General features: G+C 65.0%; 17 protein-coding genes. 7 read left to right on the top strand and 10 right to left on the bottom strand.

From position 1 onward, the window contains the following. The first annotated feature begins 8 nt into the window (after positions 1–8). Complete coding sequence (locus G6N32_RS19785) at positions 9–902, top strand: FkbM family methyltransferase (RefSeq protein WP_115321487.1); 894 nt, start codon at positions 9–11, stop codon at positions 900–902. A gap of 81 nt (positions 903–983) precedes the next feature. On the opposite strand, the gene G6N32_RS19780 is transcribed toward G6N32_RS19785, so the two are convergent. Further along, positions 984–2624 carry a GMC oxidoreductase gene (locus G6N32_RS19780; protein WP_115322024.1) on the bottom strand — a complete coding sequence of 547 codons (1641 nt, stop codon included), beginning with the start codon at positions 2622–2624 and terminating at the stop codon, positions 984–986. 175 nt (positions 2625–2799) lie between these two features. Here G6N32_RS19780 and G6N32_RS19775 point away from each other — a divergent pair, with 175 nt between their 5' ends. The 4 genes from G6N32_RS19775 (at position 2800) to G6N32_RS19760 (ending at position 7925) form a co-directional block, all read left to right on the top strand. Then, positions 2800–4068 carry a glycosyltransferase gene (locus G6N32_RS19775; protein ID WP_115321486.1) on the top strand — a complete coding sequence of 423 codons (1269 nt, stop codon included), beginning with the start codon at positions 2800–2802 and terminating at the stop codon, positions 4066–4068. Between the two features lie 135 nt (positions 4069–4203). Then, positions 4204–5586 carry a nucleotide sugar dehydrogenase gene (locus tag G6N32_RS19770; protein WP_115321485.1) on the top strand — a complete coding sequence of 461 codons (1383 nt, stop codon included), beginning with the start codon at positions 4204–4206 and terminating at the stop codon, positions 5584–5586. Positions 5587–5635: 49 nt separating this feature from the next. After that, entirely contained in the window at positions 5636–6640 is a 1005-nt protein-coding gene (locus G6N32_RS19765; RefSeq protein WP_115321484.1) for an NAD-dependent epimerase/dehydratase family protein, read from the top strand. A 7-nt stretch (positions 6641–6647) separates the two neighbouring features. Next, positions 6648–7925 carry a glycosyltransferase gene (locus G6N32_RS19760; RefSeq protein WP_115321483.1) on the top strand — a complete coding sequence of 426 codons (1278 nt, stop codon included), beginning with the start codon at positions 6648–6650 and terminating at the stop codon, positions 7923–7925. On the opposite strand, the gene G6N32_RS29150 is transcribed toward G6N32_RS19760, so the two are convergent. The 9 genes from G6N32_RS29150 to G6N32_RS19725 form a co-directional block, all read right to left on the bottom strand. Then, a complete protein-coding gene (locus G6N32_RS29150) occupies positions 7926–8060 on the bottom strand; it encodes a hypothetical protein (protein WP_264028748.1) in 135 nt (44 codons plus the stop codon). A 494-nt stretch (positions 8061–8554) separates the two neighbouring features. After that, positions 8555–9355 carry an ABC transporter permease gene (locus G6N32_RS28490; RefSeq protein WP_170310604.1) on the bottom strand — a complete coding sequence of 267 codons (801 nt, stop codon included), beginning with the start codon at positions 9353–9355 and terminating at the stop codon, positions 8555–8557. After that, a complete protein-coding gene (locus G6N32_RS28485; RefSeq protein WP_170310603.1) occupies positions 9352–10107 on the bottom strand; it encodes an ABC transporter permease in 756 nt (251 codons plus the stop codon). Before G6N32_RS28485 ends, G6N32_RS28490 begins: the two co-directional genes overlap by 4 nt. Further along, entirely contained in the window at positions 10104–11033 is a 930-nt protein-coding gene (locus tag G6N32_RS19750; RefSeq protein ID WP_115321482.1) for an efflux ABC transporter ATPase subunit, DrrA-related, read from the bottom strand. The genes G6N32_RS28485 and G6N32_RS19750 overlap by 4 nt, the downstream gene beginning before the upstream one ends. A gap of 127 nt (positions 11034–11160) precedes the next feature. Then, positions 11161–12204 (bottom strand): NAD-dependent epimerase/dehydratase family protein, encoded by a 1044-nt coding sequence (locus G6N32_RS19745; protein ID WP_115322023.1) that lies wholly within the window; start codon positions 12202–12204, stop codon positions 11161–11163. A gap of 35 nt (positions 12205–12239) precedes the next feature. Continuing rightward, positions 12240–14432 (bottom strand): acyltransferase family protein, encoded by a 2193-nt coding sequence (locus G6N32_RS19740; RefSeq protein WP_115322022.1) that lies wholly within the window; start codon positions 14430–14432, stop codon positions 12240–12242. 98 nt (positions 14433–14530) lie between these two features. Next, positions 14531–16666, bottom strand: coding sequence for an acyltransferase family protein (locus tag G6N32_RS19735; RefSeq protein WP_115321481.1), 2136 nt, complete (start codon positions 16664–16666; stop codon positions 14531–14533). Between the two features lie 14 nt (positions 16667–16680). Continuing rightward, positions 16681–18882, bottom strand: coding sequence for an acyltransferase family protein (locus G6N32_RS19730; RefSeq protein WP_115321480.1), 2202 nt, complete (start codon positions 18880–18882; stop codon positions 16681–16683). A gap of 70 nt (positions 18883–18952) precedes the next feature. Next, positions 18953–19453, bottom strand: coding sequence for a DUF2505 domain-containing protein (locus G6N32_RS19725; RefSeq protein WP_115321479.1), 501 nt, complete (start codon positions 19451–19453; stop codon positions 18953–18955). A 131-nt stretch (positions 19454–19584) separates the two neighbouring features. Here G6N32_RS19725 and G6N32_RS19720 point away from each other — a divergent pair, with 131 nt between their 5' ends. Together G6N32_RS19720 and G6N32_RS19715 are read left to right on the top strand one after the other, a co-directional pair. Continuing rightward, positions 19585–20295 carry a class I SAM-dependent methyltransferase gene (locus G6N32_RS19720; protein WP_115322021.1) on the top strand — a complete coding sequence of 237 codons (711 nt, stop codon included), beginning with the start codon at positions 19585–19587 and terminating at the stop codon, positions 20293–20295. 17 nt (positions 20296–20312) lie between these two features. Then, complete coding sequence (locus tag G6N32_RS19715; RefSeq protein WP_115321478.1) at positions 20313–21584, top strand: glycosyltransferase; 1272 nt, start codon at positions 20313–20315, stop codon at positions 21582–21584. Positions 21585–21606 lie beyond the last annotated feature (22 nt).

Genomic DNA, 21606 nt, shown 5'->3' with positions numbered 1-21606 from the left:
GGGAAATCATGACCAACAGTTCGTGGCTTCGGCAACTCGCGAAGTATCTCGCCCGCTTTGACCTTCGTGAGGTATTCGGCGACCGCACGGTCGTGCGTAATGTGCAAGGCGTCCGGCTGGCGATGCCGTGGTCGCACCGGCTTCCGGACTACGCGCGCCTCTATCCCACCTACGGCCAAAACCTTGTCGACCTGGCGGTGGGTCTCGGGGAGATTGACAAGCCTCTAGGTGTCATCGATGTAGGAGCGAACATCGGCGACTCGGCAGCCCAGATCCTCGCGAGAGTCGATGCCCGCGTGCTCTGCGTCGAAGGAGACCCCGAATACCTGCCCTATCTCGAGCGGAACATCGGGTCCGACGACCGGTGTGTGATCGAGTTCGGACTACTGGTCACCGAGCTCTCCGATGCCGCCGGCCTCGGTGCGGTCCGAGCAGGCGGCACGACCCGTTTCGCCCAGGACGGCGCCGGCGACGGGGCTACGCCGGTGGCCGTGGCCGAGCTGGCGAGCCGCCACCAGGAACTGCCGCCGATTCGGCTCGTCAAGTCGGACACGGACGGCTATGACACAACGCTGATCCCACCGCTCGCGCGGGCTTATGCCGAATCCCGTCCGGTGTTGTTCTTTGAGTACGATCACGACCTGACGCGCAAGGCCGGCAAGCCCAATCCCGTTGCGGTGTGGGCAGATCTCAGGGATGCGGGCTACTCGTCCGTCGGCATCTGGGACAACTTCGGAAAGGCACTCCATCTCCTGTCGATTGACGACGTGCCAGCCCGGGCCGCGATATTGGACGCGCCGTTTGCCGATCGGGGGTACTACTACTGGGACGTCGCCGTCGTCCACGCCGACGACGATGCTGGCAAAGCCGTGGTAGAGCGACTCATCCCAAAATCGCGGTGAGCACCGGCTGGCCTAAGACAGCTCCACAGCGTCCGGCCCACCACCACGACCGCAGGTGAAGCGTTGGCGTCCATGGCGTATTCAGCTCGCGAAGTGGGCCTCGTTCAGATGCGCGGCCACCCGTAAGGCGTTGGCAGCCACCGTCAGGCTCGGATTCAGGCCGGCGCTGGACGGAAAGAACGAAGTGTCGACGACGTAGAGGTTGTCGACCTCGTGCGCGCGGTTGAGCGGGTCCAGCACGCTGGTGGCGGGATCGGTCCCGAACCGGCAGGTACCGCAGACGTGGCCCATGTTTGAGTTTTCTCTACCACTGCCCAGGCCGCGGGTGCGAAACGGCTTCAGGACCTGCTTGAACATCCGCAAGAACGCCGCGTGGCGCTCGACCTCACTGGCATGCAGGCGGTACTGAATCCGCATCCGCTGCCGGCCATCTGAACCCGGGTGTTCGGGCAGCAGCACCCGATTGTCGGCGTACGGCAGGTCTTCCATCATCGAGGCCAGGATCAGTCCACCCGTGAAGAATCGGTCGTAGACCCGGCGCACCGCCGGGCTCATCATTCGAAGTGCTTTCGCTTGTGGGCCAGGGCGGTTGGTCAGCCATTCCATCGGGGGGATGGCGCCGAACGACTGTACGGTCCCGTATTTCTGGCCCTCGCAAAAGTAGAAATCGTTGAGGCCGATCTCTTTGTTGGCGGCCGTGATCTCGGAGTCGTGTTCCGGCCAGATCATGATCGGATCGAGTAGATGGCGCATCAGATTGCGGCCCACCACGTCGGAGCCGTTGGCAAGTCCGCACGGCCAATCGCCTGATCGTGAATTGAGAAGCAGCACAGGGGTTGCCAGTGCGCCCGCAGCGAGTACGACCACCTTTCCGGTCAGCGTGAGCCGGCCGGTGGGGTGTTCGCACATCACCCGCCGGACGTGGGTGTGGTCAGCCTCGAGGTGAACCACCCGGCACTGCGTCAGCAGGGTGGCCCCGTGCTCGGTGACAGCGGGCAGCACGCCGTTGCGTGCCGAGTCGTTTTTGCACGACTGCGAGCAGAGGAAGGTTTGACAGGTGGCGCACTCGGGCGTGTAATCGCAGGCCATCGGCAGGTGGTACGGATGCAACCCGCGCCCCGAAAGGTAGTCGACAATCGGCTGGTTGTCGGCAGAGAATGGCGGTGCCGCAGGCAGATTGACGTCGGATGCTTCAGGCCGCAGTGGGTCGGGCTGGCCGCGGACGCCCAGCAGCCTTTCCGCCTCGGCGTACCAGGGCCTCATTTCGTCGTAGGTGATGGGCCATTTCTCGGGCACAGTGGAATCGCCCGGGGCGTCGAAATTCTGCCGAGGAGTGAAGTCCCGTGCGAAGAATCGTTCGCAGACCATCCCGTACAGCGCGGACGAGCCCCCGGTTCCGCTACCGATGAACGGGACGAAGCGTTTGGGGGAGCGGCCGCTGATGTCCTCGACCTCATCGGTCGACCGGCCGCCACGGGCCAGGGCGTCGAAGTAGGTCTGCGCGGACCGAGTCGCACGCGGCTCAGCTAGTTCCGGCATCGCGGAACGAATCGTGCCCGGCGCCCCAGGCAGAGTCGAGCGGCCTTTTTCGACGAACAACACGCGCCGGCCGGATTGAGCCAGCCGGTAGCCGAGCATCCCGCCGCCCATGCCGGTGCCTACCACGATGACATCCCACTCGATGCGTTCTGCCTCGCGCGCGGTCACTGCGCCGTCAGCCAAATCGGGCTCCTCAGCATGATGGCCCAAATACTGACCTGGTCTGGGCGATTCGGGATGCTATCAACGTTAGGCCGGTGCCACGGCCGAACGCTTACTGGCTCGTCAAAAATCCGGTAATAATGGCCGTTGCTCCTGTTGGTGTGGCCGCAGGACGACCGAAAGGCCGGAACCGGCGATGAAACTTGTGCTGTCGAGCTATGGCGGTCGCGGCGATATCGAGCCCGCCGTGGTCGTCGGCCGTGAGTTGCTGCGCCGAGGCCACGACGTCCGCATAGCTGTCCCGCCCAATCTGGTGGGTTTCGCCGAGGCGGCCGGGCTCTCGGCAGTTGCTTACGGGCTGGATTCCACGGACATCCTCGAACTTCAGTGGCGATATTTCACGTTGTACGGCCGGACTCCGTGGAAGCTCAAGGAACTCAATCGGATGGCCGCCGAAACCGCGCAGTTTGCGCAGCACTGCTGGGCGGAGATGACCACGACGCTGGCGTCGGCGGCTCAGGACGCCGACCTGTTGCTCACCGGGCTGATCTTCGAGCAGCCGGCGGCCAATGTCGCAGAGGCCTATGACATTCCGCTGGTAACGCTGCACTATTTCCCGTATCGGGTACACGGCCAGCTTCTGCCGCTGCTGCCGTCACCTCTGAGCCGGCTGGCGATGACGGTCAACGAGTGGACCGCGTGGCGCGGCACTCGCAAAGGTGAGGACGCGCAACGCCGCGGGCTGGGTCTGCCGCGGGCCGGCGGACCCGTGCCCCGCCGTATCGCCGATCGAGATTCGCTGGAGATCCAGGCTTACGACGAGCTGGTTTTTCCCGGTCTCGCACGCGAGTGGACCAAGTGGGATGGTCGGCGGCCGTTCGTCGGGGCGTTGGCGATGGCGTCGCCGACCGCTTCCGATGACGAGGTGGCGGCCTGGATCGCAGACGGCACGCCGCCGATCTTCTTCGGGTTCGGCAGCGTACCGATCGGAGCGCCTTCGGACACGATCGCGATGATCGCCGCGGCGTGCGCGCAGTTGGGCGAGCGCGCGATCGTCGGCGCGGGCGGCACCGACTACAGCAACGTTCCACAGTTCGACCACGTGAAGATCGTCGGGCAGGTCAACTACGCGACGATTTTCCCGACCTGCCGGGCGGTGGTACATCACGGCGGGTCCGGCACGCTGGCTGCCTGCCTGCGGGCGGGGGTCCCCCAATTGGTGCTGTGGACGTTGCCCGATCAACCCTTTTTTGCTGCGCAGCTCAAGCGGCTGAAGGTCGGTGCCGGGCGTCGTTTCTCGACGACAACAGAGAAAACGCTGGTAAAAGGCCTGCGACGAATCCTCACCCCGGAATATGCAGCCTGTGCTCGCGACATCGCCCGACAGATGACCACACGGGGGGACAGCGTCGCTGCAGCCGCCGATCGGGTGGAGGAATTCGCGCGCCTGAAATGCCGCGTCTGATCAGTTGTCCCGGCCATCCGAATTTCGGGTCGACGACGTCAATATTGGATTAGGCTGCCGAGCGACCCGCCTGGTCGTGAGACCCGGTTAATTCCAGCACGCGCACGCGTCGTTGTAAGGGAGCTAGGAACGGCGATGGTTAGAGGCGCGTTCGGACAAAGCGATGCCGAGGTCGACCTCTTGGTCCGGGGTATGCGGGCCGGGATCGCGGTCGTGGGCTTCGGCTACATCGGCACCGTGATCGGAGCCGTGCTGGCCGACCGCGGCTGGCCCGTTACCGGAATCGACGTGCGCGCGAACATCGTCGAGGAGATCAACCAGGGCAGGACGAGTGTTCCCGAGCCCGGCCTCGGCGAGCTCGTCGCTGACAGCGTCCAGGTCGGGCGCCTCCGAGCCACGTCGGACTTCAGTGTCATCGCGGACAACGACTTCATCATCGTCACCGTCGGTACGCCGCTGGGCCCGGACTACGAGCCGATCGTCGACGACATCAAGGCAGCGGCGCGAGCAGTCGGGGAGCACCTGCAGCGGGGCCACCTCGTCATCCTGAAGAGCACGGTTCCACCCGATACCACCGAGACGCTCGTCCGGCCGATCCTCGAAGAAGTATCCGGTCTGAAGGCCGGTGTGGACTTCGGGTTGGCTTTCTGCCCCGAGCGGCTGGCCGAAGGGCAGGCAATCCGTGAGCTGACGTCGATTCCCGTCGTGGTCGGTGCGGTCGACGAGCGCAGTGCCCGTAGCTGCGCCACGTTGTGGCGCCACGGTCTCGGACTCGAATCCATCGTCGTCGAGGATCCGCGGACCGCGGAGATGGTGAAGCTCGCCGACAACCTCTGGATCGACCTGAATGTCGCGATGGCCAACGAACTCGCGAAGGTGTGCGACCGTCTGGACATGGACGTGCTCCAGGTCATCGCGGCGGCGAACTCCATGCCGAAAGGCAGTCACAACGTCAACATCCTGATGCCCAGCATGGGGGTAGGCGGCTACTGCCTGACGAAGGACCCGTGGTTCGTCAACCACCTCGGCGAGACGCTCGGGTTGGACCTGCAGGTGCCTAAGACATCGCGGACCGTCAACGACACGATGCCTGAGTACACCTATGGCCTTCTCACCGCGCTGCTGGCCGATCAAGGCAAGGCGATCGAGAACAGCAAGATCGCCGTGCTGGGCATAGCGTTCAAGAACAACACCGGCGATTGTCGTCTCACACCGACGAAATACGTTGTCGCCCTTCTCGAAGGGTCGGGATGCCAACTCACCGTCCACGACCCCTGGGTGCCCGACGAGGAAGCCCACACGGTCACCAAGATCCCGCTGAGTCCGGACATTGAGTCGGCCGTCAAGGATGCCGATGCGCTTGTCGTCCTGGCCGGGCATCGGGAATTCCACCAGATTCCGCTGGTTCGGCTCGCGGACCTCGCGGCCGACCGGTGCGTCTTCCTGGACGGGCGTAACAGTTTCGACCCGGCTGCCGCGCGCGCCGCGGGTTTCATCTACAAGGGGATCGGCCGGTAGTCGGCCGAGAAGTGCCCACCCACCACACGCACAACGAAAGAGCACGTATATGTCCAATGTCGTCGTGACCGGCGGCTACGGTTTCATCGGATCGCATCTGGTTACCGCCTTGTTGGAACGCGGCGACACCGTCACCATTTTCGACTTCGCGAAGAACACCCGTGACAGCAGCATCGACTTCGACGGCCATCCCAACTTCCGATTCGTGCAGGGCGACGTCACGGACTTGGCGGCACTGGAAGCGGCGTTGACCGGTGACGTCGACACCGTGTTCCATCTGGCCGCGGTCGTCGGTGTCAAGAACTACATGAACGATCCGCTTCAGGTCCTCGACGTCAACGTCATCGGTACGCGAAACGTACTGGAGTTGAGTCAACGCCACGGCATTCGCGTGGTGTTCGCCAGTACCTCAGAGGTGTTCGGGAAGAATCCCAAGCCGCCGTTCGCCGAAGACGACGACCGTGTGTTGGGGTCGACCAAGACCGCGCGCTGGAGCTACAGCACCAGCAAAGGGATGGCCGAGCATCTGGTGTTCGCGATGCATGCCGCCTACGGACTGCCCGTCACGGTAGTTCGGTACTTCAATGTCTATGGTCCGCGGCAGAATCCCATATTCGTGGTGTCGCAGACCATTCATCGCATCCTCAATGGACTTCAGCCGTTGCTCTACGACTCGGGCGATCAGACCCGGTGTTTCACCTACGTCGACGACGCTGTCGCCGGGACCCTGCTCGCCGCCGACAGCGACGCGGCAATCGGTGAGGCTTTCAATGTCGGAAGCATGGTCGAGACGACCATGCGCGAAGCGGTGGATCTTGCGATCAAGATTGCCAGTGTGGATTCGGTGTCCAGCGCCGAAGCGGTCGACACGGCAGCACGTTTCGGCGGCCGTTACGAAGACATCCCGCGACGCATCCCGGACTCCACCAAGGCGCAGCGCGAACTGGGCTGGCGGCTGAAGGTCGATGTCGAGGAGGGCATCCGTCGCACCATCGAGTGGGCGCGCGCCAACCCATGGTATCTCGAACTATCGGCCGGGGACGGTAAGGGCTAGGACCCCAATGAAATTCGTGCTGGCGAATTGGGGTACGCGCGGCGAAGTCGAGCCATTCGCTGCAATCGGGCGGGAACTGGTCCGCCGCGGACACGATGTGCATCTTGTCGTCGCGCCGGAGATGGTTGGTTTCGCCGAGTCCGCCGGTACACAGGCCGTCGCCTTCGGGCCAAGTCTGCGGGTAGCCGATGACCCCCACCACGAGTACTGGAAACTGTTCTTCAGCAAGCCATGGAAACTCCGGACATTGAACAAGCTGCTGGCCGAATTCGCGACGCCCCTCAACGAGTATCGGCAGCAGGTCGAAAAGACCCTGCTGTCGCTGTCGGACGGTGCCGATGTGCTCCTCACCGGATTGAATTATGAGGACGTCGCATCCAATGTCACCGAGCATTGCGGCACCCCGCTGGCCACGCTGCAGATCTTTCCGCTGCGGGTCAACGGTTTTGAGATGCCATTCCTTCCTGCACCGCTGTGCCGCGCTGTGATGAAGATGGTGGAGTGGCTGACCTGGCGCGGGCACAAGGCCGAGGACGACGCCCAGCGTCGTGCCCTCGGACTCCCGAAGGCCGGCGGGCCTTGGACGCAGCGGATCGCCGAACGTCAATCGATGGAAATCCAGGCCTACGACGAGGTGTGCTATCCCGGGCTGGCGGACGAGTGGGCACGATGGAACGACCGGGAGATCCCGCAACGCCCTTTCGTCGGGGCGCTGACAATGCAGCTGCCGACCGATGACGATGCCGACGTCGCGGCGTGGATCGATGCCGGCACGCCACCGATCTTCTTCAGCTTCGGGAGTATGCCGGTCGACTCGGCAGCTGACACAATCGCAATGATCGCCGGCGCCTGTGCGCAGCTCGGAGAGCGGGCGCTGGTGGGCGCTGGATGGACCGATTTCAGTAGAGTCCCCGCCTACGACCACGTCAAGATCGTCGGGCCGATGAACTACGCAGAGATCCTTCCGAGCTGCCGCGCGGTCGTGCACCACGGCGGCGCCGGGACCACGAACGCGGGCCTGCGCGCTGGGCGTCCCACGTTGATCACCTGGATGCTGCCCGATCAGGGGTGTTGGGGGTCCCGGCTCAAGAAGCTGAAAGTGGGCACCGGCCGACGATTCGTCGCCACCACCGAGAACACGTTGGTGGCGGACCTGCGGACGATTCTCACTTCCGAATATGCCAGGCGTGCACAGCAACTCGCCGACCGGATGATCACGCCGGCGGAAAGCGTCGCCCTCGCCGCCGACCTTTTGGAGAAGTTCGCGCTGTCCCGCCGCGGTTGATCAGGGGCAGATACCGACCCACTGCGGGTCGCCCGCGAGTTGCTGGCAGTTGGCCACCAAAGACTTCGCCGACTGGGCGGCGCTGACACCGACGAGCACCGGGAGCATGGCCATCGCCGCGATCGCTGCGGCCAAATGCGGTCCGGGTACTTCGCGTCGCCGGGTCCGCAGAGTCCGGTTCGACTGGCGTAGAGCAGATACACCAGGCCCACGTCGAAGGTGATCGTCACGCACCAGCGTCGTCCATGCGGGGTCTCGAGGAACCTGTGACGGGCTCGCTCGCAGTGCCCCTGACGGGCGAGCATCGTCACAGCGAACGGGGCGATCCCGGCCACCATCGATCCCACCCAAGGGAACCCCGTGGTTGAGACCGCTGATCGGAGTGTTCTTGGTTGTGACGGTGATGAACGGCACGTCCGATCGGTGTAGGCGTGCTCGCCGTCGGCACGATCCGGCAGCCCATCGCACTCCGCCGAGGCGGCCCGCCGCCCCAGAAGTGCGATCGTCAGCGCGACGGCCAGCGCCAGGAAGACCGCGACGAGTGCCTGCAGAACGGGTCCGTATGCAGCAGGAGCATTCCGACGGTTCCGTAAGCGACCGTTGCTTGACGTCGGACGTCGCGGCTGACCTCAACCGCGGATACCCCCGGATTCGGTGGCCTTACGGTACCCGCGAACAGCCAGCGGCCCGACTACCGCGGTGCCGGCAATCGTCCACAGCGCCCCCCACAGCAGAGGCCATCCCGGAACTCCCCCTTGTGCGAGTGTCCGCATCGATTCCACTATCGGTTCCATCGGCTGAAAGCGCAGCAATGGCCACATCCATGACGGCAGCGACTCAACCGGCGGAGAACCAGAGCTGGCGAACACGGCAGTAATCGCCGGCAATCCGAGCCAAATCAGCGTGGTTCCATCTTTTGCCCGCACCGCGATCGCTATCACGGCCATCGCGAACACGACTACGACCATCACCGGTACCAATAGGTAGAGCAGCAGCTCGAGCGGGCCCCCTCGGAACCGAAGTCCCAAACCGATGCCGACCGCGGTGATGAATGCGGTGCTCACCAAAGTCCGAACCGCCTCCGCGATCAGCCTGCCGGTCAGGGCGCTGGCACGGTTGACCGGTAGCGCCCACAACCGGCTGAGAAGACCGCTATCGCGTTCGAAAGACATGCTGAGACCAACTGCAAGCGCCCCGGAGAACGCTCCGGCGATCGCACAAGTAGGCACCAAACCGTAGAGGCTGTCGGACCCAGTGATCCGCAGTACCGATTTGCCGACCAGCAGATAGTAGGTGATGAGCAAAAAAGTCGGGAAAACGAGAGATTGGATCGGCACCAGCGGGCTGCGGCGCCAGTGGATGAAGTGCTGGCAGGCGAATACCCAACTCTCGTAGAGCAGCGAGCTGCGCGGCGCAGCCGGCACCTTCATGTAGTACGCCTCTGCATGCGCACCGCGATCGTTCCGAAAACCGCCAGCAGTCCGAGGCACCAGGTAAAGCTGCTCGCCAGACTGCCGACCGCGACACTGCCGGCAGCCAGTTCACGCAATGTGTCGGTCACCTGCGAAACAGGTTGGTAGCGAACAAATCCGTGCAACCACTCGGGGAACGAGTCAACCGGAGCCATGCCGGTGGACAACATGGTGAGCATCATCTGCGGGACCAGGAGGATCTGACTAGAGCCTCCGGTCCGTCCGATCTGGGCACCTGAGACCCGCACCCCGACCGCGTCTGCGGCGAGTGACAGCGCCAGCGTCAATGCCAGAACGAATAAGGCGAACAGCGCGAGGTGGCCTGGGCCACCAAGTAGCCGGAAGCCGAACGCGTAACCAGCGGCGAGCGTGGCGATGAGCACGACGACCCCGCGGATAAGGCAATACAGCATGCGAGCGGACAGCGGCGCCAAGGAAGAGATGGGCATGGTGCGCAGACGAAGTCCGAGCTCGGACTGATGATCTCGGGTGGCGCGGTCGACGGTCGTCAGCGCACCTAGCAATGTCACTTGAACGATGATCACCGGCAGCAGGTACTGCGAATAGCCGATGCCGCCCGTATCGATCACATTTCGCAGCGCGAGGTTAAAGATGATGAAGTTCCCGGCCGGTGCGAGCACCGCGAACGGCAGATCACTGCGCAGCGTGTTGCGCACCATGCGTTCAGTCAGAACGACGACTGCACTCACGCGGTGACGCTGCCGGTCAGGTGTAGGAACACCTCGTCCAAGGATGGCTTGCGCAACGAAATATCTTCTAGCTCAACGTCGAGCTGGTCGACCCGGCGGAACACCTCGCTGAGCGTCGCAACACCATTGGGTGCCAGCACCGACACGGTGTTGGCGTCTTCGTCGGCTTGGGCGTCCTGCAGATCTGCGACTGCAGCCAGGATCCTGGAAAGATCTGCCGGATTGACCGGACTCACAGTGCAGTAGCTGAAGCCGATGCGCCGCTTCAGATCATCGGCCGTCCCAGTCGCCACCACCCGTCCCTGATTGAGCACGACAACCGAATCGCTCAGCAGGTCTGCTTCCTCGAGGTACTGAGTCGTCAACAGCACCGTCACGCCGTCGGCGGCCAGTGACGACACGAGGTCCCACACGTTGCGGCGACTGCGCGGATCCAATCCGGTGGTCGGCTCGTCGAGGAAGAGAACCTTGGGCGGGACTACCAGTGCGGCGGCAATGTCGACCCGCCGCCGCATGCCGCCGGAATAGGTGAGCACGTTGCGGTCGGCAGCGTCGGCGAGATCGAACTGCTCGATCAGGGCTTCGGCCCGCTTGTGAGCCTCCTTGCGGCGCAGGCCATGTAGCCGGCTGAACATCACCAAGTTCTCCCGGCCGGTGAGCTGCCAGTCGATTGCCGCGATCTGTCCGGTCATCGCAATGGATGCGCGGACGGCGGCTGGATCCTCGCTGACGTCGTGTCCGGCCACGATCGCTCTGCCGTAGGACGGTTCCATCAAGGTGGACAGAATGTTGATGGTGGTGGTCTTTCCAGCACCGTTGTGGCCGAGCAGAGCGCACACGGAACCGCTCGCGACAGAAAAACTCACGTCCTGCAGGGCGAGTATGTTTCCGTCAAACGTCTTCGCTACGCCGTCAAGCTCGATCACAAATATTGACCATAGCGTGAGCAGAGTCGGCGCGGGCCAAGTAGCGACGTCTTGGTCGCAACCGAGAAACTCAATGCAATCGCCTATCTCTTGACAGAGGTGATCAGTGTTCGACGGAGAGAATCAGTTATTTGCCAATCCAGTCGAGAAGGGCGCGCATACCCTCCTCGAGCGACCACTTGGGACGCCACCCGAGCTCATTCGTCGCGTGCTCGATATCGCACCTCGCGGCGCGAACGTCGCCGTCGCGGAATTTCCCCACAACGACCGGGTCGGGTGCCCCGCAGATGGTCGCGAGTTGTTGCGCGAGTTCATGGATTGTGGTCGGGACGCCTGACCCGATGTCGACGCATCGCGACGGTGCGGCCGGGCTCTCAATTGCCATGAAGATCGCCTCGACAACATCGTCGATATAGACGAAATCCCGGACGATCTGGCCGTCCTCGTAGACCTCCAAGGGCTGCTTCTCGCGAGACAGCCGTGCGAAAAGCGCGACGATGCCGGTGTACGAATTCGTCAGAGACTGGCCCGGCCCGTACACGTTCTGAAGGCGCAACACGCTGAGCCGGGTGTCATGAGCGGCCGTCCAGGAAGCCAGGATGTGCTCCTGGGCGAGTTTGGTTGCGGCGTAGATATTGGTGGGCCGAGGCTCGGTCTGGACCGCACTGCTTGCGAGCGGAACGGCGCGTTCTCCCCTGGGGCCGTGCGGATCCCAATCACCTGCGACGAGCTGGGCATGGCTGCGAGACGCCGGGTAAAAGACGTGGTTGCCGGATTGCCAGGCACCTTCGCCATACACGGCTCGAGAGGATGCCAGCACCAGCTGCGCAGGTACGTGCCCGCAACGACTTAGTGCGTCAAGCAGTTGCGTGGTCCCGACGACGTTGACCGTACCGTGGCGGCTGGCTTCCGAAAGTGATTGTGCGGTACCGGTTTCAGCCGCAAGGTGCACGATCTGCGAAGGCTTGAACAGGCGCAGGACGGCATCGCAGTCAGGGGCATGCGTGACGTCGCCGGTGAAAAACCGAACGGAGGGCGGCAGGTCGATCACTGTGCCTTCGGCGTGCACCTGCTGATGCAGGATGTCCATCACTGCTACCTCGTAGCCGACTTCGACGAGACGGCGCGCAAGCGCGGACCCGATGAAGCCGGCACCGCCGGTGATGAGGATGGATCGTGACGTTGACAACAGAAGCCTCCTGGTAGCTAACGGTGGGCGAGTGCACGGTCGGCTAGCGCTGCGATGGCTGGGGTCAGCACCCGCGAGTACTGCAGGGTCAGATGGCTCACGTCGAGGTAGACCAATGTGTTGCCGACGATGACGGGGCAGCGCTGGGCGGTGCAGAACAGATCGGTTAGGTCCGCGTACTGCCCGCCGCCGGCGGCCGTGGCGCGGGCCTCGGCGCTGATACCGGATGGATCTACCGCCGCCGAACGGGCCAGCGAGCAGGCCGCCGCATTGTCCAGATGACCAGACACGCAGATCGGCACGTTGGCGTGCGGGCTCGGTATCGGCCCGAGCACCAGCACCTCGGTGCCCATATCGCGCAGTTGCCGCACCAGGTGTGTCATGCCGTCCAGCCAGGCTTTGTCGTATGCGCGGAAGCCCGACATCGTCTCGTCGATGCCGTATCCCCGCCACATGCTCACCACAACGAGTCGAGGGCGTTCGGCCGCGAGCCGGGTCAAGATCTCGTCGCGCCACTGCTGGCAGTGCTGAAGATCTTCGACCAATTGGCCGAACGCGCCGCCGGATCGTGCATCGATCAGGGCGCACGCTTCCTTGGCCATCATCTGCAGGCGCCAGTGCCGTTGGGCGGCGATTTGCTGGAACGCCGGCGTCCACATCGCGGCGTGCGAATCACCAATCAGCGCAACGGTATTTGTCGAGCTGGTGTCGCCCATGAAGCAGTCGGGTTGCCCGCTGTTGTACGGTGATCGCAGGCATCCCTGGTAGGTGAAGTCCACCTGTTCGGCGGCCAGGTTGTTCAGCGGCGGGGCGAGGTTGGATGGTACGGGCGCGTTGCTCGTGACGGCACTCGCGAGCGCGGTCTGTACCTGCGCGACGGTCTGTGCAACGGCGGCGTCGTAGGCCGAGATGGCTGAGCCGGTCGGGACCGACGGGCCGGTGAGGGTCACCGCGGCTGCCGGTGCGCCGCGCCCGATCGGGGTCGGCACGACCTGCAGAAGCCCGAGGCCGACGAAGACGGCGATCGCTGTGGCCACGGCGCCCAGGCCAAGGCTGCGCCACGCGGAGTCGCGGATCTTCGGGGCGAACCGCAGCGGGTTTTCCAGATAACGCATGGTCAGCCACGCCAACCCGGCTGCAAGCAGGGCCGCGATGATCCGTTCGCCCAATCCCAGCGGACGGTCCAGCAGTGCCGGTGCGAGAACGAGGACCGGCCAGTGCCAGAGGTACCAGGAGTAGGAAATGCGGCCGATGGCGCGCATCGGCGACGTGCTCAGGAATTGTCCGCAACCCTCTGATGGCGTCGCGCAGCCGGCGCCGATCACGAGTACCGCACCGAGCGTGGGCAGCAGTGCTGCCGTGCCGGGAAACGGTGTCGTCGAGGTGAACCACACGCCGGCGAACACGATCATGCCAAGACCGAGCCAGCCGGCAATCGCCGCTATCAGGGCAGAGAGGCGTTGCCAATGAATTGCGGTGAGCGCGACCAGTCCGCCGACAGCCAACTGCCACGCCCGCGTGGGTAGCGAGAAGAACGCCAACGTGGGCACGACGTAGGTGATCACCAGTGACATTGCAAACGAGATGACGGTGACCAGCGTGAGGACGATGAGGTACGGGCGCCGCGACGACGCGATGGCACGCGTCTTGTCGCGCCGGAAACGCCTTATCACCCAAGCTGTTCCGAGTAGCAGCGGCGCCCAGACCAGATAGAACTGCTCCTCTACGCCCAACGACCAGTAGTGCAGGAAGGGCGAGGGTGTCAGCAGATCCGAGAAGTAGTTGATGTTGTCGATGACGAACCAGTAGTTGCCGACATAGAGCGCGCTGGCGATGCCGTCGTACAGGACCGTCGGAACACGCAGAGGCGGCAACAGGAGTATCGACGCGACCATCGTGGCGACGCCGACCATGGCCGATGCGGGCAGCAGTCGTCGCGCGCGGGCGCCGTAGAACTTCCGCAGCCGAACGCTGCCGGTGCCGCTCACCTCCCGCCAGAGCAGGCCGGTGATCAGGAAGCCGGAGATCACGAAGAACACGTCGACGCCCACGTAGCCGCCGCCGATGCCGGGCACGGCAGCGTGGAACAACACGACGGCGGTCACGGCAATGGCACGTAAGCCCTCGATGTCCGGGCGGAAGTGCGACTTTTCGGGGCGCCGACTGTGCTGTTCTTCGCTAGCCCTGAGGCTGTCGGCGTGAGCCAAGATCACCTACCTGCTTTATCAGCGAATGCGTCAATTGAGTCGAGGCATTCTTACACTCCGGCGGCGGCGTCAGTGGACATTTGGCGAAGAGGTTGGTCGCACTAACTGATCGCGAGCGCACGATCCGCCAGTGCACCGAGGGCCGGTGCCAGCAACCGGACGTATTCGATCGTCAGGTGGTTCTTGTCGAGGTACACCAGTGTGTTGCCGACGATGGCCGGGCAGCGCTCCGCGGTGCAGAACAGGTCGGTGATGTCGGCGTATTGGCCGCCGCCCGCCGTGGTCGCGGCGGCCTCCGCCGCGATACCGGCTTCGTCGACCGCGCGCGATCGGCTCGCTGAGCATGCCGTCGCGTCGGCGAGGTGACCGGACAGACAGATCGGCGGCACCGAGTGCGGGTCGGGGATCGGACCTAGAACCAGCACCTGTGCGCCGGCGTCACGCAGCTGCCGGACGAGGCGAGTCAGGCTGTCGTTCCACGACGCGCTGTACGACGTCAAGCCAGCCGGGTAGCCGGAGCCGGGACCGTACTGCCGCCACATCGTGACCACGATCAGCTTCGGGTGCTCGGCGCGGAACCGGTCGACCACCTGACCACGCCACTGCTCGCACTCGGTGTACTCCCGGTGCAGTTGTGGGCTGGTGATGGGCAGATCCAGCAATGGACAGCCTGCCTTGACCACCATCTCCAACCGCCAACCGCGCTGCTCGGCGATAGCGCGGAAGCCCTGATTCCACATCGCCGCATTCGAGTCACCGACCACCGCCACCGCGTTCGTCGACGCGGTGTCGCCGGAGGCGCACTCAGGCGCGGAGACCTGCCAACCGCTGAGCATGCAGCCGCTGCGGTACATGTCGTTGAGCTCGGCCGCGGCGTCGGCAAGTGGCGGCTGAAGGTTCGACGGGACATCCCTCAGATCAACTGATGCCGCCACCGCAGACTGCACTTCGGCGAACGCATGCTTGACCGCCTCGTCATAGGACGCGGCGTCGCCCCGCGCGATCGGAGGTGGCAAAGCGGTGAAATTCAGCGGCCTGGCCGGAGCTCCACGTCCGACCGGGGTCGGCACCACGACCAGCAGGGCCACGCCCACAGCGGCCGCGACTGCGGTGGTCACCGCGCCCAATCCCAGGCTGCGCCAAGGCGACTCGCGAATCTTCGGAGCGAACCGCAACGGGTTCTCGACGAACCGCAGCGTCAGCACCGCGAGCCCGGCCGACAGCAAAGCCGCGGTCAGCCGGCCTGCCAGCCCCAATGAGTGGCCGACGATCAGCGGCGCGAATATCAGCACCGGCCAATGCCACAAGTACCAGGAGTAGGAAATGCGACCAATGGAGCGCATCGGCGCCGCACCCAGCAGCCGTCCGCATCCCTGATCGGGTGCGGCGCAGCCTGCGCCGATGATCATGGCCGTTCCGAGCGTCGGCCACAGCGCCGCGGTACCCGGATATAGCGTGCTGGCACTCAACTGGCGGCAGGTCACCAGGATCACGGCGAGCCCAGCGCACCCGACGATCGCGGCCGCACGTGGTGAGAGTCGGCGCCATTGGCCTGCGGTCAGTGCGATCAAACCGCCGACGGCCAGCTGCCACGCGCGGGTTGGCAACGAGAAGAATGCGACGAACGGCGCCCAGTACGACGCGACCAGCGACATTGCCAACGAGATCACGGCGACTACGGCGAGGATCACCAGGTAGGGGCGCACGGATGCGGTCGCCTGGATTGCGGTGCGCCGGCGCGACCGCCGGATCAGCCAGGCCGCACCGAGGATCAGCGCCGGCCAGACCAGATAGAACTGCTCTTCGACACCGAGCGACCAATAGTGCAGGAACGGCGACGGCGGCAGGTACGGCGCGGAGTAATCGACCCCCTGCAGGAGGAAGCGGTAATTGCTGACGTATAGCGCGCTGGCGATACCGTCGCCGAAGGCGGTGCGGGCCTGCAGCGGCGGCAGCAATACGGCCGCGCCGATCGCGGTGACGACGCCGACGAGTGCCGAGGCAGGCAGCAGTCGGCGGGCGCGGGCGCCGTAGAAGCCGCGCAATCGGACCGTGCCGGTGGAATTCGCCTCACGCCACAGCAGCCCGGTGATCAAGAACCCTGAAATGACGAAGAAGACATCGACGCCGACGAACCCGCCCCCGATGCCCGGCACCTCGGCGTGGAAGAGGACCACCGCCAGAACTGCGACCGCCCGCAATCCCTCGATGTCCGCACGGAACCCTGGTTTCCCCATCCAGCCCGGCCTCTCTACTTCTGGGCCAGCGCGCGATCGGCCAGGGCCGCTGCCACCGGGGCCAGCGCCCGTGCGTAGGTCTGGGACATGTGGTTCTCGTCGAGGTAAACGAGGGTGTTGCCCACGATGACCGGGCAGCGCTGCAGGGTGCAGAACAAGTCGGTGGTGTCGACGTACTGCCCGCCGCTCGCCGTGACCGCGGCAGCCTCGGCGGTGATCCCTGATGCGTTGACCGCGGACGATCGAGTCGGTGTGCAAGCCGGCACGTTATCCAGATAGCCCGACAGGCACGCAGGCACATGGAAGTGCGGATCCGGGATCGGTCCGAGCACCAGCACGTCGGCGCCGGTATCGCGGAGTCTCTGCACCATGCGGGAGAGGCCGTCGATCCACCCAGCGTCATAGGACCGGTAGCCGGACAGGGATTCGGTGGTCCCGTAGCCGTGCCACAGGCTCAGCACGATCAACCGCGGCCGCTCGGCTTTCAGCCGACGGACGATCTCCTGGCGCCATTCCGCGCAGTGTGCGAGGAGCTCTGCCAATCGGCTCAACGGATTGGTGATCGGTATATCCAGCAACGGGCAGGCGCCCTTGGCCATCAGCTCGAGGCGCCACTGTCGTTCGGTAGCGACCCGCTGGAACGCGGGAGTCCACATCGCCGCGTGCGAGTCGCCGACGAGGGCGATCGTCGTTGCCGACGTGGTGTCACCCATGGCGCATTCGGGCTGTCCACTCTCGAACGGCCCGCGTAGGCACCCGTTGAAGGACAGGCCCTTCTTCTCGGCGAGAGCGTCGAACAACGAGGGCGCCAGGTTGGCGGGTACGGATGTGAGGTCGGCCGACGCGGCGACGGCGGTCTGCACTTGGGCGAATATCTGCTTCACCGCGGCGCGGTAGGTCGGTGAGGGCGCGCCCGTCGCGACGGTTACCTCGGTGAATGTCACCGGCGTTGCGGCGGCACCGTGCCCGATAGGCGTGGGTGCAACCTTCAGAAGCCCCAGCCCGACACAGACTGCGATCACGGTGGCGACAGCGCCGAGCCCGAGGCTTCGCCATCCGGAGGTGCGGATGGCCAGCGCGAACCGCAGCGGGTTCTCAAGATACCGCAGCGTCAGCCACGCAAGTCCGGCCGACAAGAGCGACGCGATGACCCGTTCGGCCAAGCCGAGCGAGTGCCCGAGCGCGAACGGTGCGAGGACCAGCACCGGCCAATGCCAGAGGTACCACGAGTAGGAGATGCGACCGATGGCGCGCATCGGCGCCCATCCGAGCAGGCGTCCGCCGCCCTTGGTCGGTGTGGCGCAGCCGGCGCCGATGACCAATGCCGCACCGAGCGTCGGCAGCAGTGCCGCGACCCCCGGGTACACGGTGGCGGGGCTGAGCCACCCGCAGGCCAGCACGATCAGAGCCAGGCCGGCCCAGCTCGTGGCGGCGGCGGTCCGAGGCGAGAGGCGTTGCCATCCAAGGGATGTCAGCGCCACCAACCCGCCGACGGCCAGCTGCCAAGCCCTGGTGGGCAAGGAATAAAACGCCGCGGCCGGCAGGATGTAGCTGCCCAGAAAAGACAGGACGAACGACACCACTGCGACCAGTGTGAGCAGGACGATGAACGGGCGCTTTGACGATGTGACGCCGTCCGCCGGCCGGTGTCGCGCTCGGCGCGCCAGCCGGAGCAGCCACACGGTGGCGAGCAACATCGGTGCCCACACCAGATAGAACTGCTCTTCGACGCCGAGCGACCAGTAGTGCAGGAACGGCGACTGCGTGATGTGGTTGCTGAAGTAGTCGACACCGCGCAGGACGAACTGGTAGTTGCTCACGTAGAGCGCGCTGGCGATCCCATCGGTGACGGCGGGCCGAGCCTGCAACGGCGGCAACAGGATCACCGAAGCAGCCATCGTGACGATGCCGACGGTGGCCGATGCCGGCAACAGGCGGCGGGCGCGAGCGCCATAGAAGTTGTGCAGCCGGACCTTCCCGGTGCCGCTTAGTTCACGCCACAGCAACCCGGTGATCAGGAATCCGGAGATGACGAAGAACACGTCCACGCCGACGTACCCGCCACCGATGCCGGGAACCGCGGCGTGAAACAGCACGACGGCCAGCACGGCGACGGCCCGCAGACCTTCGATGTCTGCACGGAATATTCCCGGTTCGGAGCGTCGGGTCGGCCGGCTGGCGGTGGGGCTAACGCTGTCGGCCTGGTGCAAGATCACCTAACTTGTCGAGCGGACGCCTGTGTCGGTCGAGGCATTGTTGCATTCGCGTCCGTCAATAAGGGGTGGTTTATCCGTGTTCGGCGATCCACGTGGTGGTGTAGCTCAGTGTTGCGGGGATGCTCTTGGTCAAGCCGGCGCCGATCGATTTCTCGAGTTGGCCGCCCACCAAGGGAATCTTGACCTCTACGCTTACCGACGAGCGCAGCTGCGATACGTGGCCTGCCGCAGCCAGCCAGTTCTCGGCGCGGCTCGATCCGAATCCGCCGGCCGCCGATACGTCGACCGCGCCCCGAACCCGGCCGTCGCCTGCGGATCGCCATGTTTCGCGGTACTGGAGCTTCAGATCGCCGGGAATTGCCTTGGCAATCAGGCCGGGCAACATCTGGCGACCGAGGTATTGGGTGATGTGCACATCGACCGTCCCGTCGACATCGACGGTCAGTGAATCCAGGGTGGATGCGGCGTCGCCCGCCAACCGGTCCGCCCAGTAGTCGGCGCGTCCGAACGTCGCGTGAATCGACTCGACGCTGGCGGCGGATTCGCAGACGATCTCGAATGAACGCGGCATAGCCGACCATTCTTACCCGCACGGGGAGTGAGTCGAAACCCTCATGCCGGGCAACCCCTTTGTGGTAGGAACCACGCGTGAATATCAGCGGCGTCAATTTCAACAGCGGCCTCGTCAAGTTGGCCGATGCGATGCCAGGTGTGAACCGGATCAGGGCCGTCCAACAGGCGCTCGCCATGCGCTCCGATCCGGTCTATCTGGAGATCGGTGTCTCGCGCGGGCAGGCCTTCCAGCGGATCAGCGCCGACGTCAAGTTCGCCGTCGACCCGGCGTTCCGGCTGACCGAGCGCACCCGTGAGCTCGCCGACGCCAAGGGCCGGGTCACCAAATACTTCGAGACCACCAGCGACGCGTTCTTCGAGAACGAGACGGCACTGCTGCAGGAGCATCCGGTCGACGTCGCGCTGATCGACGGCCTGCACACCTACGAGCAGGTGGTGCGCGACGTCGAGAACACCGTGCGCTACCTCAAGGACGACGGCGTGATCTTCCTGCACGACTGCAACCCGCCGTTCGAGTTGGCGGGCCGTCGCGCGGAGTCGTGGGACGAGTTCATGGCGCAGCAGTCCGGGCCGTTGAAGATCGGCATCTGGAACGGCGACGTCTGGAAAGCGATCGTCGAGCTCCGCAGCACCCGCTCCGACCTCGTGGTCGGCGTGCTCAAATGCGACCAGGGTGTCGGATTCGTCCGCAAGGGCACACCGGAGTCGACGCTGCCGTACACCCCGCAGCAGGTCGCGGCGCTGACCTATGCCGACCTCAAGGCCGACCGCACCCGTCTGCTCAACCTCAAGCCGCCCCGGTATCTCGGCGAGTTCCTTGCCATGAGCCCCGCCCAGTAGCTCGTCCCGATTCGGCGATGAAGTTCGTACTGGCAACGTGGGGGAGTCGCGGCGATATCGAACCCACCGCGGCTGTCGGCCGTGAGTTGGTGCGCCGGGGGCACGAGGTGTCCATGGCGGTGCCGCCGGATCTGATCGAATTCAGCAAGGCCGCGGTCCCGGACACGGTCGGATTCGGCCCGAATTCGCGATCGATTCTCGACGCACACCGTGATTACTGGACGTGCTTCTTCAGCACGCCGTGGCGACTGCGGCAGATGGCCAGAGCGCGCCGGGAGATCTCGGGCCCCCTTTTCCAGGGCTGGCAGGACATGAGTGCGACGCTGATGTCGCTGGCCGACGGGGCAGACCTGATCTTCAGCGGCATCAACTTCGAAGATGCCGCCGCCAACGTCGCCGAACACTTCGACATCCCGCTGGCCACCTTGCATTACTTTCCGCTGCGGCCCAATTCCCGCGTGCTGTCTTTCCTGCCTGCACCGCTGAGCCGGGCAGTGGTCCGGGCTTTCTGGTGGATGTCGTGGCGTGGGACGAAGAAGGTCGAAGACACCCAGCGTCGCGAACTGGGCTTGCCCAAGGCCGAGCACTCGGCGCCCCGGCGGATCACTGAGCGCGGGTCGCTGGAAATCCAGGCCTACGACGAGGCGTGCTTCCCCGGGCTCGCGGGCGAATGGGCACAGTTCGACCAGCAGCGGCCGTTCGTCGGCACACTGACCCTGGAGTTGGGCGCCGACACCGACGACGAGGTGCTGTCCTGGATCGCGGCGGGCACGGCACCGATTTTCTTCGGCTTCGGCAGCATTCCGGTCGAGTCGCCGGCCGACACGATCGCGATGATCGACTCAGCCTGCGCACGGCTGGGGACACGCGCGCTGGTTGGCGCGGCCAACACGGATTTCAGCGACGCCCCGCACTCCGAGCGGGTCAAGGTCGTCGGTCTGATGAACTATGCGACGGTGTTCCCGGCCTGCCGCGCGATCGTCCACCACGGGGGCTCGAGCACCACGCCCATCGCCATGCGCGCCGGAGTTCCTCAGCTGATTTTGTTCTGGGATCTCGTGCACGCGATCTACGGGGGCGCGGTCAAGCGGTTGAAGGTGGGCGTCGCCCGGCGATTCTCCACGGTGACCGAGGAGACATTGGTGGCCGACCTGAGCGCCGTTCTTGCTCCCGAGTACGTCGCCCGAGCCCGTGAACTCGCCACCAGGATCACCGAACCAGCCAAGAGCGCCGCCGCCGCCGCCGACCGTCTGGAGGATTTCGCCCGCAGAGGTCCCGTCACGCGGTGATGACGGCGCCGGGCGCCGCGCT

Source organism: Mycolicibacterium aichiense, from assembly GCF_010726245.1.
GTDB lineage: Bacteria > Actinomycetota > Actinomycetes > Mycobacteriales > Mycobacteriaceae > Mycobacterium > Mycobacterium aichiense.
The sequence above is the reverse complement of the archived record's forward strand: the minus strand, read 5'-3'. Positions and strand labels throughout refer to the sequence as shown.

Coding starts and splice junctions, on each gene's coding strand:
- G6N32_RS19760 (WP_115321483.1), top strand. CDS start 6,648: ATGAAATTCGTGCTGGCGAATTGGGGTACGCGCGGCGAAGTCGAGCCA.
- G6N32_RS19715 (WP_115321478.1), top strand. CDS start 20,313: ATGAAGTTCGTACTGGCAACGTGGGGGAGTCGCGGCGATATCGAACCC.
- G6N32_RS19775 (WP_115321486.1), top strand. CDS start 2,800: ATGAAACTTGTGCTGTCGAGCTATGGCGGTCGCGGCGATATCGAGCCC.
- G6N32_RS19725 (WP_115321479.1), bottom strand. CDS start 19,453: ATGCCGCGTTCATTCGAGATCGTCTGCGAATCCGCCGCCAGCGTCGAG.
- G6N32_RS19735 (WP_115321481.1), bottom strand. CDS start 16,666: ATGGGGAAACCAGGGTTCCGTGCGGACATCGAGGGATTGCGGGCGGTC.
- G6N32_RS28490 (WP_170310604.1), bottom strand. CDS start 9,355: ATGAAGGTGCCGGCTGCGCCGCGCAGCTCGCTGCTCTACGAGAGTTGG.
- G6N32_RS19765 (WP_115321484.1), top strand. CDS start 5,636: ATGTCCAATGTCGTCGTGACCGGCGGCTACGGTTTCATCGGATCGCAT.
- G6N32_RS19770 (WP_115321485.1), top strand. CDS start 4,204: ATGGTTAGAGGCGCGTTCGGACAAAGCGATGCCGAGGTCGACCTCTTG.
- G6N32_RS19785 (WP_115321487.1), top strand. CDS start 9: ATGACCAACAGTTCGTGGCTTCGGCAACTCGCGAAGTATCTCGCCCGC.
- G6N32_RS19720 (WP_115322021.1), top strand. CDS start 19,585: ATGCCAGGTGTGAACCGGATCAGGGCCGTCCAACAGGCGCTCGCCATG.